The sequence below is a fragment of the Actinomadura gamaensis genome, from assembly GCF_042652125.1.
Lineage (GTDB): Bacteria > Actinomycetota > Actinomycetes > Streptosporangiales > Streptosporangiaceae > Spirillospora > Spirillospora gamaensis.
This window is the reverse complement of sequence record NZ_JBHSIT010000013.1, coordinates 227,973-242,025: the sequence shown is the minus strand read 5'-3', so window position 1 is coordinate 242,025 and position 14,053 is coordinate 227,973. Positions and strand designations below refer to the sequence as shown.

Genomic DNA, 14,053 nt, shown 5'->3' with positions numbered 1-14,053 from the left:
GCCCCGGTCTCGCACACGCGGGGTCGCACCCCACCCCTCCGGCCCTGCGGTGGGGTCAGTCCCGAGACCGGATCACGCGCCGGCGGCGGCCCACATACGCGAGGACGAGGCCACTCACGAGCAGGCCGAACGACGCGTCCACGATGAGATCGGTCGAATCGCCAGGCCGCAGGAGCATCCGCATCCCGCCGAACCGAGCCCCCACCGCGCGCAACACCTGCGCCGCACTCGACGCATAGCCACTCGACGCATGCCCCGCCCTCGGCACGTGAGCACCCGACGCACGCGCGGCGTTTTCCGGGTGCCCAGCGCTCGACACGGGAGAGCTGGGCGCCTGCCCAGCACGCGTCGCGTGCGAGCTGGGCGCCTGCCCAGTACTCGGTGCCTGCGCAGTGCTCGGCGCTTGCGCCAAGCTCGGCGCGTGCGAACTGGGCACATGTGCGGCGCTCGGCGCACGGCCAGCACCCGGCGCATGCGCAGCGCTCGGCGCGTGCGCATCACTCAGCGCACGCCCAGCACCCGGCACTTGCGGAGCGCTCGGGGCCTGCCCAGTGCTCGGTGCGTGGGGGCGAGGCGCATGCGCAGCGGTGGGCGCGTGGGCGGTCCTCGGCGCGTGCGCGGTGTTCAGCGCGTGGTCGCGCGGCGCGTCGGCACGCGGCGCATGCGCGGCGCTCGGGGCATGCGCGGCGCTCGGGGCATGCGCGGTGGGCGCGTGCGCGGAGGTCGGCGCGTGCGCGGAGGCCGGGGCGTGCGCGGAGGTCGGCGCGTGGCCGGAGGTCGGGACTTGGTGGGTGTGCGGTGCAGGACGTGGTGGCCGGGGGTGCTCGACCTGCGGCAGCGGGGCCTTGGGGCGCGTCTCGTGGTTGGGACGCTTGTACGGGCGCGCGGCTTCGGTGGCCTTGTGGCTGGGCACGGCCGCTGTTCGAAGCGCCGGAGCGCGCAGGACCCGCGTCCGGGCGGTGGCGCCGTCGTAGCCGAGGTTCAGGTCCGGCGTGCTCGTGGTCGCGAGCGCGCAGTCCGCGCGGTCGGCGCTCCCGGTGGCCCCCGGGGCAGCGGGCAGCAGGCATGACAGCGGCGCTCGTAGCATCGCCGGGTCCGTTCTGGTGCGGCTCGTGTTCGTCACCGCGAACGGCCAGGTGTAGGTGCGTCCGGGCAGGACTGGCATCGACGGGTCGGACGTCTCGATCGTCAGGCCCGCGGGCTCCACCGCCTGCGGACGTCCCGCCGGACGCGCCGGAAGCGACGGCGTCACCGGAGGTGGCCCGTGATGCTCGCGCTCGCCGACGTTCACCGGCCCGTCGGCCTTCGCGTCCTGCGGGGCGAGCAGCGGGACGACGCCGAGCAGCGGGGCCGCCGACAGCATGGCGAGGCCGCGGACGCCGATCCGCCCGGCTCCCTTGTGGATCATTGAGGGTCCCCCGTGACCTGGCCGGAAAGCTTCGCGATCGGTTCCGTTGTAGCCGGGTCGGAGCCGATCTCCTAGCTTCGGACACCTGTGTCGTCACGCCGAGTGATTACGGGGTGGCGTCAACGCGGGGGAGATCCGTCCGGGCGTCCGCGCGAGTCGGGCGGGCGCGAGTCGGCGGCCGCGGCAGCGGCCAGGCGGGCGGCGGCGGCCATGACGCGGGTCTGGAGTTCGACCTGGTGGGCGAGCTTGCACTGCCCGGCGCGGATCTGGCGCGCCAGCCGGACGGCCTCCAGCGCGAGGACGAGTGCGAGCGCGCCGACCACTCCGGCGCCGGCGGCGATCGCGAGGGCGAGCATCGCTTGGCCACTTCCTCATCCGACGGGAGCGGGGATCCCGGGGCGCGGCGGCGAGGCGGCGCCCGCCGGGCCGTCTGACCCGGTCCGGCACCCCTAGTGTGCCCCTGTGTCAAGGCCGCAACAACCGGTCAGTACGAGAAAGTTTCAGCGGCCGTCGGGTTCGCCGTAGAGGGCGCGCAGGAAGGCGATCGCCATGCGGCGCTTGTCGGCGTCACCGGCGCGCAGGTCGGCGAAGTAGGCGTCCAGCTCGGCGAGCTCGCGGACGGCCTGGTCGCCGCGCGGCTCGTTCCGCTCGGCCTCCTCGGGCTCGCCGCCGTCCCCGACCAGCGCGAGGTCGCCGGACCGCCAGAGCAGCGCCGCCTCGATCGCGGCGCGGGTGCGCGCCTGCGGCCAGCGTCCGCCCGCCTCCAGGTTGTAGACGGTCTTGACCGTCACACCCGCGCGTTCGGCGAGCGCCTCCTGTGTGAGCCCGAGCGCGCCGCGCCGCGCCACCACGTACTTGGCGACCCGCTCCCGATCGGGACCGCTTCCCATGCCCTCCAGCATGGCGGAAACAGTAAGGAACATCCAGCAATCGGGAGTGGAAAATTTCCTACCTCACTATTTCCGGTTATTACCAGACATACCCTTGTCACTTTGCCGGAACGTTCCTATGGTGGAAGCACGGGTCCGCGGAACGGGACCTCCCGGTCACCGGCGCGGCGCCCGATCATCGACGAGAGGCTGAAGCCGTTGACCGAGGAAGGACCCATCACCGCCGAACTGGCCCTGGCGGAGCTGCGCCGCGGCACGGAGGTCCGGATCACCGGGCTGGAGGGCAGGATCGCCCTGCTCTACCAGCGCGACGATCTGCACGACCGCCGCGCCGACGAGTTCGCCCGCCAGCTCCAGGACCTGGACGACCGGCTCACCGCGGCCGAACGCGAACAGGTCACCAGGGGCAGTCTCGACACCCGCTTCCGCCACACCGTCGCCCTGCTGTCCCTGATCACCGCGGCGGCGGCCGTCCTGGCCACCGTCGTCACGGCCTTCCTGGCCCGCTGACCGCCCGTCCCCCGCGGTCCCCTCCGGCCGGCGCGGGTCCTCCGGGCCCCGAGAGCCCGTTGCACCCCACACCCGCGCCGACCGGAGGATCCTCTTCCCCCTTCCCGGCCGCCCGGGTCCGGCCCATTCTCCTGGCACGACGCCCCGGTCGAGCAGCACACCTTCGCCTGCTCGACCTTCCTTTCGCGGACCCGGGAGAACCCGCCGACTGAACGGCGCCACTCAAAACTTCCGCGGGGTCGTCCGGATGCCGTGAGCGAGGCGTCAGAGGGCGGCTTCGTCGAGGTTTTCGGTCACCGTGGTCAGGAGGGAGCGAAGGGTTTGGAGCTGGTCGAGGGTCAGGCCGGCGGCGTGGGCGATGCGGAGGGGGATGTCGGCGGCCCGGTCGCGCAGGGAGCAGCCGTCCGGGGTCAGGCTGACGATGACGGAGCGCTCGTCCTGCTCGCTGCGGCGGCGGGTGGCGTAGCCGGCGGTCTCCAGGCGCTTGAGCAGGGGTGACAGGGTGCCGGAGTCAAGGCGGAGGCGGTCGCCGATGTCCTTGACGGGGAGCTCGCCGTGCTCCCAGAGGGTCAGCATGACCAGGTACTGGGGGTAGGTGAGGCCGAGGTCCTTCAGGACGGTCCGGTAGACGCCGTTGAACGCGCGGGTCGCGGCGTGCAGCGAGAAGCAGATCTGCCGGTCGAGCCGGAGGAGGTCGTCGGCGCGGTCGTCGGGCGTCATGTGACCAGGGTACCTCTCGGCCGATTCAATTGTGCACAATCAAGTTGTGTACAGTAGGACCGGACACACACCGAGAGGAGTCCGATCATGGACGCGCTGTACACCGCCGTCGCCACCGCCAACGGACGCGAGGGCCGCGCCGTCAGCTCGGACGGCCAGATCGACCTGGCGCTCGCCTTCCCGCCCGCGCTCGGCGGGGACGGCAAGGGCACCAACCCCGAGCAGCTCTTCGCGGCGGGCTACGCCGCCTGCTTCGCGAGCGCGATGGGCAACGTCGCCCGCGCCATGAAGCTCGACATCGAGGACGTCTCGGTCACCGCCGAGGTGAGCATCGGGAAGGACCCGTCCGACGGCGGGTTCGGCATCGGCGTCGTCATGCACGTCGAGCTCCCCGAGCACCTCGAAGGCGAGGTCGGCGAGCGGCTCGTCGAGCAGACGCACGCGGCCTGCCCTTACTCGAAGGCGACGCGCGGCAACATCCCGTTCGAGATCGTCATCGAGTAGCGGTTCCCGCCTCGGCGACGGCTCGCAGGGTGCGCTTGAAGCCGGCGTAGGCGTCCCGGCCGACGGCCTCGGCGTGGCGGGCCTCGATGGCGGCGAGGACGGCGTCCGAGTCGCGCATCTGGGCGAGGCCGCGCCCGGTCGGGACGACCAGCTTGGCGCGGCGGTCGGACGGGTCGGGGCGGCGCTCGACGTAGCCGAGGGCCTCCAGCTCGTCCACGAGCTTGCCGATCACCTGCTTGTGCTGGCCGGAGCGGTGGGCGAGGTCGGTCGCGCGGGTGCCGTCCTCGTCCAGGTGGGCGAGGACGGCGCCGTGCTGGGCGCGCAGGTCGCCGTAGCCCTGCTCGGCGAGGGTCGCGAACAGCTCGCGCTGGATGCCGAAGAACAGCCTGGTCGTGAGGATGCCGAGGTCCGGGTCCGTGCGCTTGCGCTCACCGCGCCGCATGGTCACCTCCAGTTATTGTCACTGATATTGACTATCTCTGGAGGTGACTATACCGTCTCGTCCCGTCGAAGGAGGCGGGATCCGATGATCGAACTGACCCGGTTCACGGCGCGCGACAGGGCGCGGCTGCTGGCGGCGCGCCCGGCGATGCTGGCGGACTTCCAGGCCGACCGCGAGGGTTTTCTCGGCGCGCGGCTGGTCGAGCTGCCCGGGAACGAGTGGCTGGACATCGTGGAATGGCGGAGCGCCGAGGACTTCCGGGCGTCGCGGGCGAAGGGCCCGAACCGTCCGGGTATCGAGGAGTTCTTCGCGGCGATCGACGGCCTGGTGAGCGACGAGCAGGGAGAGGCGCGATGAGCGCGCACGCGTTCACGGCGCACGCGTTCACGGCGCACGGGCTCGCGGCGCACGGGCTCGCGGCGCACGGGCTCGCGGCGGGTCGGGCGCACGGGTTCACGGCGGACGGGTTCGAGGGCGTCCGCGCGGCGTTCGCGGCGGCCGTGAACGGACCGGACGGCGATCCGGACGCCCAGCTGGCCGTGTTCCAGAACGGCCGGAAAGTGGTGGACCTGTGGGCCTCGCCCGCCGGGGAGCACGCGATCACGGGCCTGTTCTCGACCGCGAAGGGCGCCGCGCACCTGGTCGTCGCCCTGCTCGTCCAGGACGGCACGCTGGAGCTCGACCGGCGCGTCGCCGAGGTCTGGCCGGAGTTCGCCGCGCACGGCAAGGACCGCCTCACCCTGCGCGACCTGCTCGGCCACCGGGCCGGGCTGGTCGGCGCGGACGGCGGGTTCGGCGCCGCCGAGCTGGCGGATGACCGACTGATCGCGGCGCGGCTGGCCGGTCAGCGGCCGTTCTGGGAGCCGGGCACGGCGTACGGATACCACGCGTTCGTGATCGGCGCGCTGACCGGCGAGGTCGTCCGGCGCGTCACGGGCCGGACGATCCAGGAGCATTTCGAGGAGCGGATCCGGGCGCCGCACGATCTGGACTTCCACCTGGGGCTTCCGGAGTCGGAAGAATCCCGGTTCCTCCCGGTGCTTCCGGCAGCCCGGGCCGCCGGGAAGGTGGCCGCCGACAGCCTCACCGGCATCGCGTTCAACGCGAACTCCCCGGACGTGGACGACGTCGGCGAGTTCCTGGTCGCCTTCGCGAACACGCGCGCCACACGCGCGCTCGGCCCGACCTCGTCCGGCGGCGTCGGGCACGCCCGGGGCGTCGCGGGCATGTACGCCGCCGCCATCAGCCCCCGGGCCTCGGGATCGCCGCTGCTCACGGCGGAGACGATCGCCGAGTTCGCGTCCCCGCGCGCGGGCGCGGGGACGGACCTCGTGACCTTCGAGCACGACCATTTCGCGCTCGGTTTCGAGGCGCAGGCGCGGCGGTACCCGGAATTGGGGACCGACGCGTTCGGGCACAGCGGCGCGACCGGATCCCAGGCGTTCGCCGACCCGGCGTCCGGGATCGCCTACAGCTACGTCCGGCGGAGGTTCGCGGTGGGCGGCGGAGGCGGGGCGGGGGAGAACGCGGGGCTGGTCGCGGCGGTCGTGCGCGCGGCGCGGTCCAGCGGCGTCACGGTCGCCTCAGCAGCGGCGGGATGACCTTCAGGAGGTCGGCGGTGCGGTCGAGATCACTTACGAACACGAGGGTCAGCACGGACCGGGCCTCCTCGTAGGACGTCTGGACGAGCAGCGGCCGTCCCTCCCGCGACCCGGCGGCGCCGGTCACGAACGCGGCGATGCGGCGGGCCTCCTCGGGGCGGACGGCGTCGAGGCGGACGACGCTCGACACCTGCGCGCGCCGCTCGGGCGGCTCGTCCGGCACGATCTCGGTCGCGCCGGTGAACGCGTCCAGGTCCCGGCTCGTGATCCGGTACTGCTTGCCGATCCGGGTGGCCTTGAGGCGGCCGGTGCGCACGTAGTTCCGGACGGTCTTGACGTGCAGGCCGAGCATCTCGGCCACCCGGTCGACGGAGTACAGCTCGTCCGTCATGATCCCCAACCTTCCCTATCGCTCCCCAAACTACCGCGGAACGGAGCGGGATAGGGAAGATCACGGTAATCAGTCCATGACCAGGACGACCTTGCCGCGTCCGTGCCCGGTGGCGACCTGGCGGTGCGCGTCCGCGGCCCGCCCCCAGGGGTGGACGCCCTTGAGGGCCAGGTCGAGCCGTCCGTCCTCGTAGTGCCGCGCGGCCTCGGCGACCCGCGCGATCGACCGCTTCGCCGCCGACGTCAACCGGACGCCCAGCTCCTCGGCCCGCGCGTGCTCGACCAGCGTGAGGATCCGGTCCCGGTCCTTGACGAGCTCCAGCGAGACCTCGAGGGCGTGCCCGCCCGCGCCGTCGATCGCCGCGTCCACCCCGCCGGGCGCGACCTCCCGCACCCGGTCGGCCAGCCCGTCCCCGTAGCGGACCGGGATCGCGCCCAGCGACCGCAGGTACTCGTGGTTCTCCTCGCTCGCCGTCCCGATCACGGTCGCGCCGGCGATCTCCGCGAGCTGCACCGCGACCGCCCCGACCCCGCCGGCCGCCGCGTGGACGAGCAGGGTGTCCCCCTCCCCCACCCGCAGGTCTTCCAGCGCGATGTGCGGCGTCATCACCGCAGCGGGAAACGCCCCGGCGACCTCCCACGGCATCCGCGCCGGCTTCGGCGTGACGTTCGCGACCGGCGCCACGACGAACTCCGAGTACGACCCGAGGACCGAGTTGCCCATCACCTCGTCCCCGACCGCGAAGCCCGAAACGCCGTCCCCCACCTGGTCGACCACGCCGGCGAACTCGTTCCCCGGCACCCGCGGGTAGGGCGGCGGCGAGTCGAGGTACCCGGGCGTCCACCCCTCCCGCACCGCGAGATCGAACGGCTGCACCCCGGCCGCCTTCACCCGGACCCGAACCTCCCCCGGCCCGGCCTCCGGCGTCGCCACCTCCAGAATCCGCAGCACGTCCGGCCCGCCCGGCTCACTGAATCCCACAACCCGCACGATGATCTCCTTCATCCTCAAGTGATCACCACGCTAAAACCTCAACAAGCCTTGAGGTCAAACCCCACCGGGCCGCCGACAGGGCTTGCGAAGAGACATGGGGAGGGCTTCGAGACTCCGCGACGCGGCGCCGAGCCTCCGTTCAGTCCCGAATCTCGGCCAGGTCGATGTCCCGCTTGAGCTTGTTGCCATGCCTGTAGTTCAAGATGCCCTCGTGCTGCATCCTGCCGACGACGATGCCTGGCGCCACGTCGATTCCCTGCGCGAATCGTTTGATCTGTTCGAGCGTCTTCAGCGCTCGCAAGAGTGGCGCCTTCGCAGGAGGGATCAGGAGATCACGCGCGAAGGAGTCAGCCTCTTGCTCCTGCGGATCCTTATGATCTTTGCCGTTCTCGATCCACACGCCCTTGCCGTGCCGGATCACATGGCAGAGCTCATGGAAGAATGTGAACCAGAGCTGATCGTCCGTCTTGTAGCGCCCGCTGAGCATGACCATCGCCTTGTCCGGGCCGAGCCACTTGGTCGCACCCGAAGCACGGGCTCCAGTGATCTCTGGGACGATGACGGCGGCGATGCCATGCGCTGCGCAGATATCCTGAGCGACCTTGAGGAACACCTTCGGCGGCTGCAGCGTCAGACTGCGCAACCGAGGGAGTGCGGCTTCCAGGCCTTCCCGGTCATAGGGCTGGCAGCTAACGTCCTGCGCCTTGAGCTCCCCCAGTCGAATCCAGGCCGCGACCGCCCCAGGGCTGGCCTTGAAGGTCCTGGTCTGCCGGAACTGCACTGCGGACTCTTCGTAGATCTCCCTGTAGGTCTGCAGCTGAGCGACGCCGAAGAATGACAGCAACTGCTGCGCTCTGCTCGTCAGGTCCTTGGGCTCAGGGGGCAGAACGCCGCGCTTCACCAGTTCGGCGACGGGCATCTCGTCCTTGACCCAGGCGTTCAGCTCGGCAAAGTCCTGGCGCTGGCGCTGACGCGTGAGTGCCGTCCGATAGTCGGCCTCGATACGGTTCCACAGTCGCGCCGACATCCCGGTGACCAGCTCCAACCGGGCAGCCACGTCCGGCGAGAGCGGCACGAGTCCCTGGATCAACTGGTTGACGTGTTTGGGGGAGAGACCGAGGCGGGCGGCGAGCTGGCGCTGCGTCATCCCCAGTTCGTCCAGGAACTCACGGATGGTCTCGCCTGGCGGTACCGCATAGTCCGGTTCGACCTCAGGGTAGGTCCGCTTCGTCATCGCCCTCACTCCTCCCTACGCGTGGTGCGGTCAGCCGCAGTGGTAGTTGATGATCTCAACGACTAGTGCCGTCTGGACGTCGGGGATCCCCTCCGCCGCTCGCTCCTCGTCGGTCATGGGCCGGAAGATCAGGCGCATGGCCCCGTGCAGGCGGAAGGCGTAGCAGTCCTCGTAGTAATCCCCCTTGAGCGGGTGGCAGTGACCTGGCATCTGCATGAGGTCGTCGATGCTGTCGGCGACGCGCAGGGCCTGAAGCCGCGTCCTGATCTTCTTGGCGCACTCAGAGCCGTACTTCCTGCGCAGGTCCCGGTCGGACTCGCAGAGGGCACGCAGGTCCGGATCGCCATACCGCACCTCCAATCCCGATCCCCCTTTGAGTATTTACCAAGTAGGTAAACGCTGACCCCCGTTACGGGGAAGAACTTTGCCACAACCTGATCAAGATCGTGCGTGGCCGAATCGAGTCTGCTGCGTGACCTGCATCGCTTCACGGCAAACCCGACAAACACATGACAGGTGGCCGAACCTGGTCGGAGGCGCTCAAGTCCGACTCGGCCTGGACGACGCGAACGCGTCCGCGAAGTCGGACAGCGGAGCACGCCTCGCCGAACATCGACTTCAGCAACCGTCGCTCGCCTATGACGTATCGGGCTCGGCCATCGACCCGCCTTCCCGGACGAACCGTCCAGGTCTTTGCCAGCGTCGCCCACCGACGGCCGATGTCGTGCGCGCCTGAGTGATCGTCCAGCCCGGGAACTCGCGACGCGGCGCCGGCCGGGTCTCCTTGCAGGTCTCGCCAGTCACGCGAACAAGTCTCGGTGAAGGGTACGAGAGTGAAGTTTCACAGTCGTGTGAAACTCAGGGTGCCGAGCCAGGTGGCGAAAGTGCTGACGCCCATCGGGCGATGCTGTTCGGCCCCACGAGCATGCGACGGGCCTCGCGCACCGTGAAGTTGAAGTGGTCGGGTGTCTGCTCCGACACGGAGAGGGCGCGACTGCCGTGTTCACGCAGCCTCCGAGCCGCGCCGGAGGAATCAAGGTAACCCCCGTCCCAGCGGACGGTCTCGCCGATGCCCGGTATGGCCGGGTTGGTCACCAGAAGGACTTCGGTCGTCTCGTCCGGGAGGGGCTGAGCAGCAACTTCACGCGCAGGCAGGTCGTGACGAGTTCGTCGGCGGGGGCGGCCAGCGGGTCACTCACCGCCGAAGCTGGCCCGCCCAACCGGCGCGGAGACCTTCGGACGTGTCGGCCTTCGGACGTGTCGGCCTCCGGGACCGATGTGCCCTCCTGGACGACCTGCCCGGGTCCGGGACGCGGTGTCGCCCACCAGCGGCCGGGCCGCGGATTTCGCGGCTCGGGGCAGCGGTGCGCGACTGTTCGAGGAGGACGGAGACGGCCTCGCGAAGGGGCTGGTACTTGCGGATCCACTGGGACGCGCGGGATTCGGCGCAGTGGGGCCAGTGGAACGCGGCCGTACGGGACATGCGATCGCGGGGCAAACCGCGGCCGATGTCGGCGAGGAGGGCCACGTGAAGCCCACGATTGGCGGCCAGCTTGCCCTCGTCCACCGAGTGTTAGTGGACGGTGGGGGGGCTTCGAGTTCGGAGAGCGGGCGGGGGCGGACCTCGTCGTCCGGAAGGTCCCAGGTGAGCAGGGAGCGGCGCAGATCGGGGACGCAGGCGTGCACGAGATCTTCGCGCGCGGTCTCGCCTCGGTAGGGCTGCCCCGTCAGGTCTCCGACGCCGACGCGCAGCGCCCGCGCGACCCCGGAGACGAGCGCCTGCGACGCGGGCTTGTGCCCGCGCTCCACCTGCGCGATCAGGCTCTTCGAGCACGGAACGCGATCCGCGAGCTGCTGCTGCGTGAACCCGCGAAGCTTGCGCGCCCGCGCGATCCGCCGTCCGACGCCGTCCGGCATGGCTCCTCCCGAATTCTCCCTTCACGCTACGCGGACGGGGCACACGGTCACGGCGAACTGCGATGAGGAGGCCGACGCGACGAGCGTCGTCACGCCGAAGGGGATGTGAGGGTGCGGGGTGGTGGTGAGATCCTCGGGGGCCACATCCGGACCTTGGGTCGCGCGGGGGCCCGGCCTACCGTCGGGGGTGAGCGGATCGGACGGGGGTGGGCGCATGCGCCGCGTGATCGTTCTCTTCGCCGGGGCGCTGTGCCTGGTCGGGACGGCGGCCGCCGACTGCCGGGCCGGCGGGGACGGGCGCTGCGGGGGCGGGTCGTGCGAGATCACGCTGAGCCGCGCCGAGACCCACAAGATCGCGGGGCACCGGACGAGCGCGACCGTCGCGACCGCCGTGGCGTGCGTCAGCCTGACCCATCTGATCGCGACGCACGTGGTGTGCGAGGCGGGCGGCGAGTCCTTCCAGCGGCGGGTCACCGGGACGGCGGCCGCCGCCGACGCGGACGGCCGGTGCCTGCGGGTGCGGTTCACCGCTCCCAAGACCAGGCACTGGCGTCCGGTCAGCGCGTCGGAGGCGTCCTGCGCTAGCCCCTGACCAGGACCGCGAGGCACTCCACGTGCCGGGTCATGGGGAAGGCGTCGAAAACGCCTCGACACCAGGTCAGGCATCAGGTCTGAATACGTGGTGTTCGTGGTCTGCGGGCGACGTCGGCGGCGCAGCCGACCAGTCACCGGCGTCCTCGAACCTCACCGCGCCTTCACCTCCCTATGCAGTCTTTGTGTCGCGCTCATACTCGCGGCGGCGCGCGCCGGCGCGCTCCACGATGTCGCCGTAGACGCGGACGGCTTCCGGATCCTCCGCCCGGCCGAAGGCGCGCTGGGACTCGGTGACGATCGCGTCGAGGAACTTGTTGTACGCCCAGAGCTGGAGGGCGAGCCGCTGGGCGGGGGTGAGCAGGGCAGGGTCGGGGAGCGCCTCCGGGTCGGGCAGGTCGTCCCGGCGGCGGCTACACATCGCGGCGGCCCTGCTGCCAGCCCGATCCTCTGAACGCCGCCCGGCCGCCGACGCGGATACGGCGACCGGGCGGCACGGCACGAAGAGGGGCGGAATTGCCTCCCGTGCCGCGTCGAGCCGTGCGGCCGGAACCGAGCGTGAGCCCGGCCTCTCCTGCGGCCACACGACGCCGGGCGGGCGCGGCGGGTGACCGCGCTACGAGTTCCGCCGCGCCCGCGTTCACAGCCACCGACCCTCTTCGTCGGCGGAGATCTCAGCCAGCCGGGCGCGCAGCTCATCGGGGGTGTCGGCGTCCGCCGCCGACGCGCCGTGCCGCACCTGCTCCCCGGGACGCGGGCCGCGCGTGGCCCAGTACCGTCCCGTGCTGGAGACGATGATCGACCAGTCGGGAAAGTCGCGTTCGAGGTCGCGGAGATCGGACCGTTCCGTCGGAGCAGGTCCCACATCGCTCGGAGCAGCCCTGCGATCGCTCATGGGTCGGACCTCCGCGTCCGATCAAGGCCCCGGATCACCCGCTGTTCCCGCAGCGGACCGGGGCCGTTCGGCGTGAACGCCTCCACAGTGGCCGTACGCCCGCCGCGCTGACCAGGAACTTGCTTCAGCTTGCTCGAAGCGTCCGGATTGCCCCGGAGATCAGCTCGCGCGCCTCTGCCCCGTACACGGCCGACGCGGCGAGCCAATCGAACTCTTGGACGTACACGCCGATCTCCCGCGGCTGCGTGATCGCCAGCTCGGCCGCCGCGGTCTCCACCAGGACGAGACGCTCGTCGAACACCCAGAACCCCGTGTGCGGGGCCCGTCGGTGACGGGCGCGGGTGGGGATGATGCCGAGGCTGAGGCGCGGCAGGATCGACAACGTCAGGAGCCGTTCCATCTGCGCCGCCATGACGTCGTCGGCGGCGAGGCCGATCGTCAACGCGACCTCGCACACGACCATGTGGAACCGGCGGTCGCGGTCGCCGCGGTGGAGGACGGCCTGCCGGTCCATGCGGGCCTGAACGGCGGTCTCGACGTCGCCGCCCGTGTTGTGGAAGGCGATGTTGTCCCGGAACCGCTGCGCGGCGTACTCGCGGGTCTGGAGGAGGCCGGGGATGACGATCGGCTCGAAGATCCGGAACAGCGTGGTCTCGAACTCCTGTGCCGCGATCGTCTGCTGCCTCCGGTGCGCGCCGGCGCGCCACTCGCGCCGCCACTCCCGGTAGGAGCTGGAGATGTTCCGGACGGTCGCGATCAGGTCCGGAACGTGGTCGTCGGCGCCGACGAGGCGGCACCATGCCCGGATGTCGTCCTCGCTGGGCGTCTGCTTGCCGTGTTCGATCTTCGAGACCTTCGCCTCGTGCCATCCGGCCTGCTCGGCGAGGCGCCGCTGCGCGAGCCCGGCGTCTTGCCGCAGCTCGCGCAGCCGCACGCCGAGCGCCTCGCGCGCCTGCTGGGGAGACGTGGACATGACCGGCGGTCACAGACTCCGCAGGAACTCGTCCCGGCTGACGGACGCCTTCCAGGCGGTGTCGCGCCATGCCCGGTGCTGCTCGACCGCGGCCGGGTCGGTGAGCATCTCCGCGCCGAGCAGGTGGTCCTCGTCGTCGAAGTGGAGGACGGCGACCCGTTCGTCATCGAGCAGCCAGGCGTCATGCGGCGGCCGGACCGGCAGGCCCAGTGCCTCGGCCTGGTCCCGTTCGAGGTAGCGGATCTCCTCACCCGCGGCGAGGTTGCCCTGCGCGGACCACGCCGCATACTGCGAGTAGTCGCCGAGCGGCACCGTGACGACGCGGACCCGCCGGAACGGCCGTCCCTCGGCGGCCGCGGCGCGTGTCATCGCTCCCCAGTCATGGGCGGCGAGCAGGTAGTCCTCGTCGGGGTCTCCGGCCAGGAACCGCCGCACGCGCTCGTGCTCGGACGGCACGTCGTAACGGTCCCTGGTCTCCAGCCGGAACGCCGAGCGGCGGACGGTGGTGAAGATCGCGCCGAAGTCGTCGCCGGTCAGCAGGTCGGCCACGGTCACCCCTTCGCGTGGTGGGCGGTGTAGTGCTCGATCAGGTGCCTCACGAGCGAGGGCTCGATCTCCACGATGGTCTCGTCCCCGGCGAGGTCGCGGACGTCGCCGATCGCCGCCGCGTCCGCGACGATCTTGCCTTGGACGACGTACGTGCCGCGATCGGTCGCGTACATCGCGGGACACCCGCCCTGATCGGAGTCCGTCCCGAGGAACCGTAGTCGCATGGTCGTCGCCCTCTCCAGCGGCTTGCTACGACTTGCTCACCCTGCGCAGCCTTCAAGGGAGCGGGACGAGCGTCAACTGCCGTGAGCGCCACATGGCGGTTACTCGACCACGACTCGGCGTTCTCGGCCGTCGTCGAGTCGGAGAAGTCCAGCGTCCAGCCGTGCCACGAGATGGCCGCGGCCCCGGCGGCCGAGCGCTTCAGGCACGTCT

20 protein-coding genes are annotated in these 14,053 nt (G+C 71.2%); 5 read left to right on the top strand and 15 right to left on the bottom strand.

The window, feature by feature from the left end; genetic code table 11:
• Positions 1-55 precede the first annotated feature (55 nt).
• From ACFPCY_RS36360 to ACFPCY_RS36350, 3 genes are all read right to left on the bottom strand, one after another.
• Positions 56-1,408 carry a hypothetical protein gene (locus tag ACFPCY_RS36360; RefSeq protein WP_378263123.1) on the bottom strand — a complete coding sequence of 451 codons (1,353 nt, stop codon included), beginning with the start codon at positions 1,406-1,408 and terminating at the stop codon, positions 56-58.
• Positions 1,409-1,527: 119 nt separating this feature from the next.
• A complete protein-coding gene (locus ACFPCY_RS36355; protein WP_378263121.1) occupies positions 1,528-1,764 on the bottom strand; it encodes a hypothetical protein in 237 nt (78 codons plus the stop codon).
• 144 nt (positions 1,765-1,908) lie between these two features.
• A complete protein-coding gene (locus ACFPCY_RS36350; protein WP_378263119.1) occupies positions 1,909-2,310 on the bottom strand; it encodes a helix-turn-helix domain-containing protein in 402 nt (133 codons plus the stop codon).
• A gap of 186 nt (positions 2,311-2,496) precedes the next feature.
• On the opposite strand from ACFPCY_RS36350, the gene ACFPCY_RS36345 reads away from it, so the two are divergent.
• Positions 2,497-2,808, top strand: coding sequence for a hypothetical protein (locus ACFPCY_RS36345; protein ID WP_378263117.1), 312 nt, complete (start codon positions 2,497-2,499; stop codon positions 2,806-2,808).
• A 264-nt stretch (positions 2,809-3,072) separates the two neighbouring features.
• On the opposite strand, the gene ACFPCY_RS36340 is transcribed toward ACFPCY_RS36345, so the two are convergent.
• A complete protein-coding gene (locus ACFPCY_RS36340) occupies positions 3,073-3,528 on the bottom strand; it encodes a MarR family winged helix-turn-helix transcriptional regulator (RefSeq protein WP_378263115.1) in 456 nt (151 codons plus the stop codon).
• A gap of 87 nt (positions 3,529-3,615) precedes the next feature.
• On the opposite strand from ACFPCY_RS36340, the gene ACFPCY_RS36335 reads away from it, so the two are divergent.
• Positions 3,616-4,032, top strand: coding sequence for an organic hydroperoxide resistance protein (locus tag ACFPCY_RS36335; RefSeq protein ID WP_378263112.1), 417 nt, complete (start codon positions 3,616-3,618; stop codon positions 4,030-4,032).
• Here the strand turns inward: ACFPCY_RS36335 and ACFPCY_RS36330 are convergent.
• Positions 4,022-4,474, bottom strand: coding sequence for a MarR family winged helix-turn-helix transcriptional regulator (locus ACFPCY_RS36330; RefSeq protein WP_378263162.1), 453 nt, complete (start codon positions 4,472-4,474; stop codon positions 4,022-4,024). The two genes, ACFPCY_RS36335 and ACFPCY_RS36330, sit on opposite strands and share 11 nt — an antisense overlap.
• A gap of 84 nt (positions 4,475-4,558) precedes the next feature.
• On the opposite strand from ACFPCY_RS36330, the gene ACFPCY_RS36325 reads away from it, so the two are divergent.
• Positions 4,559-4,831, top strand: a complete 273-nt coding sequence (locus ACFPCY_RS36325) for a hypothetical protein (RefSeq protein ID WP_378263110.1) — start codon at positions 4,559-4,561, stop codon at positions 4,829-4,831.
• The gene (locus ACFPCY_RS36320) at positions 4,828-6,075 is read left to right on the top strand and encodes a serine hydrolase domain-containing protein (protein ID WP_378263108.1); all 1,248 of its coding nucleotides are present in this window, start codon (positions 4,828-4,830) and stop codon (positions 6,073-6,075) included. The genes ACFPCY_RS36325 and ACFPCY_RS36320 overlap by 4 nt, the downstream gene beginning before the upstream one ends.
• On the opposite strand, the gene ACFPCY_RS36315 is transcribed toward ACFPCY_RS36320, so the two are convergent.
• The 5 genes from ACFPCY_RS36315 to ACFPCY_RS36295 form a co-directional block, all read right to left on the bottom strand.
• Positions 6,047-6,466 carry a helix-turn-helix domain-containing protein gene (locus ACFPCY_RS36315; RefSeq protein ID WP_378263106.1) on the bottom strand — a complete coding sequence of 140 codons (420 nt, stop codon included), beginning with the start codon at positions 6,464-6,466 and terminating at the stop codon, positions 6,047-6,049. The genes ACFPCY_RS36320 and ACFPCY_RS36315 overlap by 29 nt on opposite strands.
• Positions 6,467-6,535: 69 nt before the next feature.
• The gene (locus tag ACFPCY_RS36310) at positions 6,536-7,456 is read right to left on the bottom strand and encodes an NADP-dependent oxidoreductase (RefSeq protein WP_378263104.1); all 921 of its coding nucleotides are present in this window, start codon (positions 7,454-7,456) and stop codon (positions 6,536-6,538) included.
• Positions 7,457-7,598: 142 nt separating this feature from the next.
• The gene (locus ACFPCY_RS36305) at positions 7,599-8,693 is read right to left on the bottom strand and encodes a HigA family addiction module antitoxin (protein WP_378263102.1); all 1,095 of its coding nucleotides are present in this window, start codon (positions 8,691-8,693) and stop codon (positions 7,599-7,601) included.
• Positions 8,694-8,723: 30 nt separating this feature from the next.
• Complete coding sequence (locus ACFPCY_RS36300; protein ID WP_378263099.1) at positions 8,724-9,053, bottom strand: type II toxin-antitoxin system RelE/ParE family toxin; 330 nt, start codon at positions 9,051-9,053, stop codon at positions 8,724-8,726.
• Between the two features lie 831 nt (positions 9,054-9,884).
• Entirely contained in the window at positions 9,885-10,610 is a 726-nt protein-coding gene (locus tag ACFPCY_RS36295; protein WP_378263097.1) for a helix-turn-helix domain-containing protein, read from the bottom strand.
• Between the two features lie 214 nt (positions 10,611-10,824).
• Between ACFPCY_RS36295 and ACFPCY_RS36290 the strand changes: the two genes are divergently transcribed.
• Entirely contained in the window at positions 10,825-11,202 is a 378-nt protein-coding gene (locus tag ACFPCY_RS36290; protein ID WP_378263095.1) for a hypothetical protein, read from the top strand.
• 171 nt (positions 11,203-11,373) lie between these two features.
• Here ACFPCY_RS36290 and ACFPCY_RS36285 read toward each other — a convergent pair whose 3' ends face one another.
• The 5 genes from ACFPCY_RS36285 to ACFPCY_RS36265 form a co-directional block, all read right to left on the bottom strand.
• Positions 11,374-11,622, bottom strand: coding sequence for a hypothetical protein (locus ACFPCY_RS36285; protein WP_378263093.1), 249 nt, complete (start codon positions 11,620-11,622; stop codon positions 11,374-11,376).
• A 219-nt stretch (positions 11,623-11,841) separates the two neighbouring features.
• Positions 11,842-12,096, bottom strand: a complete 255-nt coding sequence (locus tag ACFPCY_RS36280; protein WP_378263091.1) for a hypothetical protein — start codon at positions 12,094-12,096, stop codon at positions 11,842-11,844.
• Between the two features lie 124 nt (positions 12,097-12,220).
• On the bottom strand, positions 12,221-13,069 hold the full coding sequence (locus ACFPCY_RS36275; protein ID WP_378263089.1) for a helix-turn-helix domain-containing protein: 849 nt from the start codon (positions 13,067-13,069) through the stop codon (positions 12,221-12,223).
• Positions 13,070-13,078: 9 nt separating this feature from the next.
• Positions 13,079-13,618 (bottom strand): DUF6879 family protein, encoded by a 540-nt coding sequence (locus ACFPCY_RS36270; protein WP_378263087.1) that lies wholly within the window; start codon positions 13,616-13,618, stop codon positions 13,079-13,081.
• Positions 13,619-13,620: 2 nt separating this feature from the next.
• Positions 13,621-13,842, bottom strand: a complete 222-nt coding sequence (locus ACFPCY_RS36265) for a hypothetical protein (RefSeq protein ID WP_378263085.1) — start codon at positions 13,840-13,842, stop codon at positions 13,621-13,623.
• Positions 13,843-14,053: the final 211 nt, after the last annotated feature.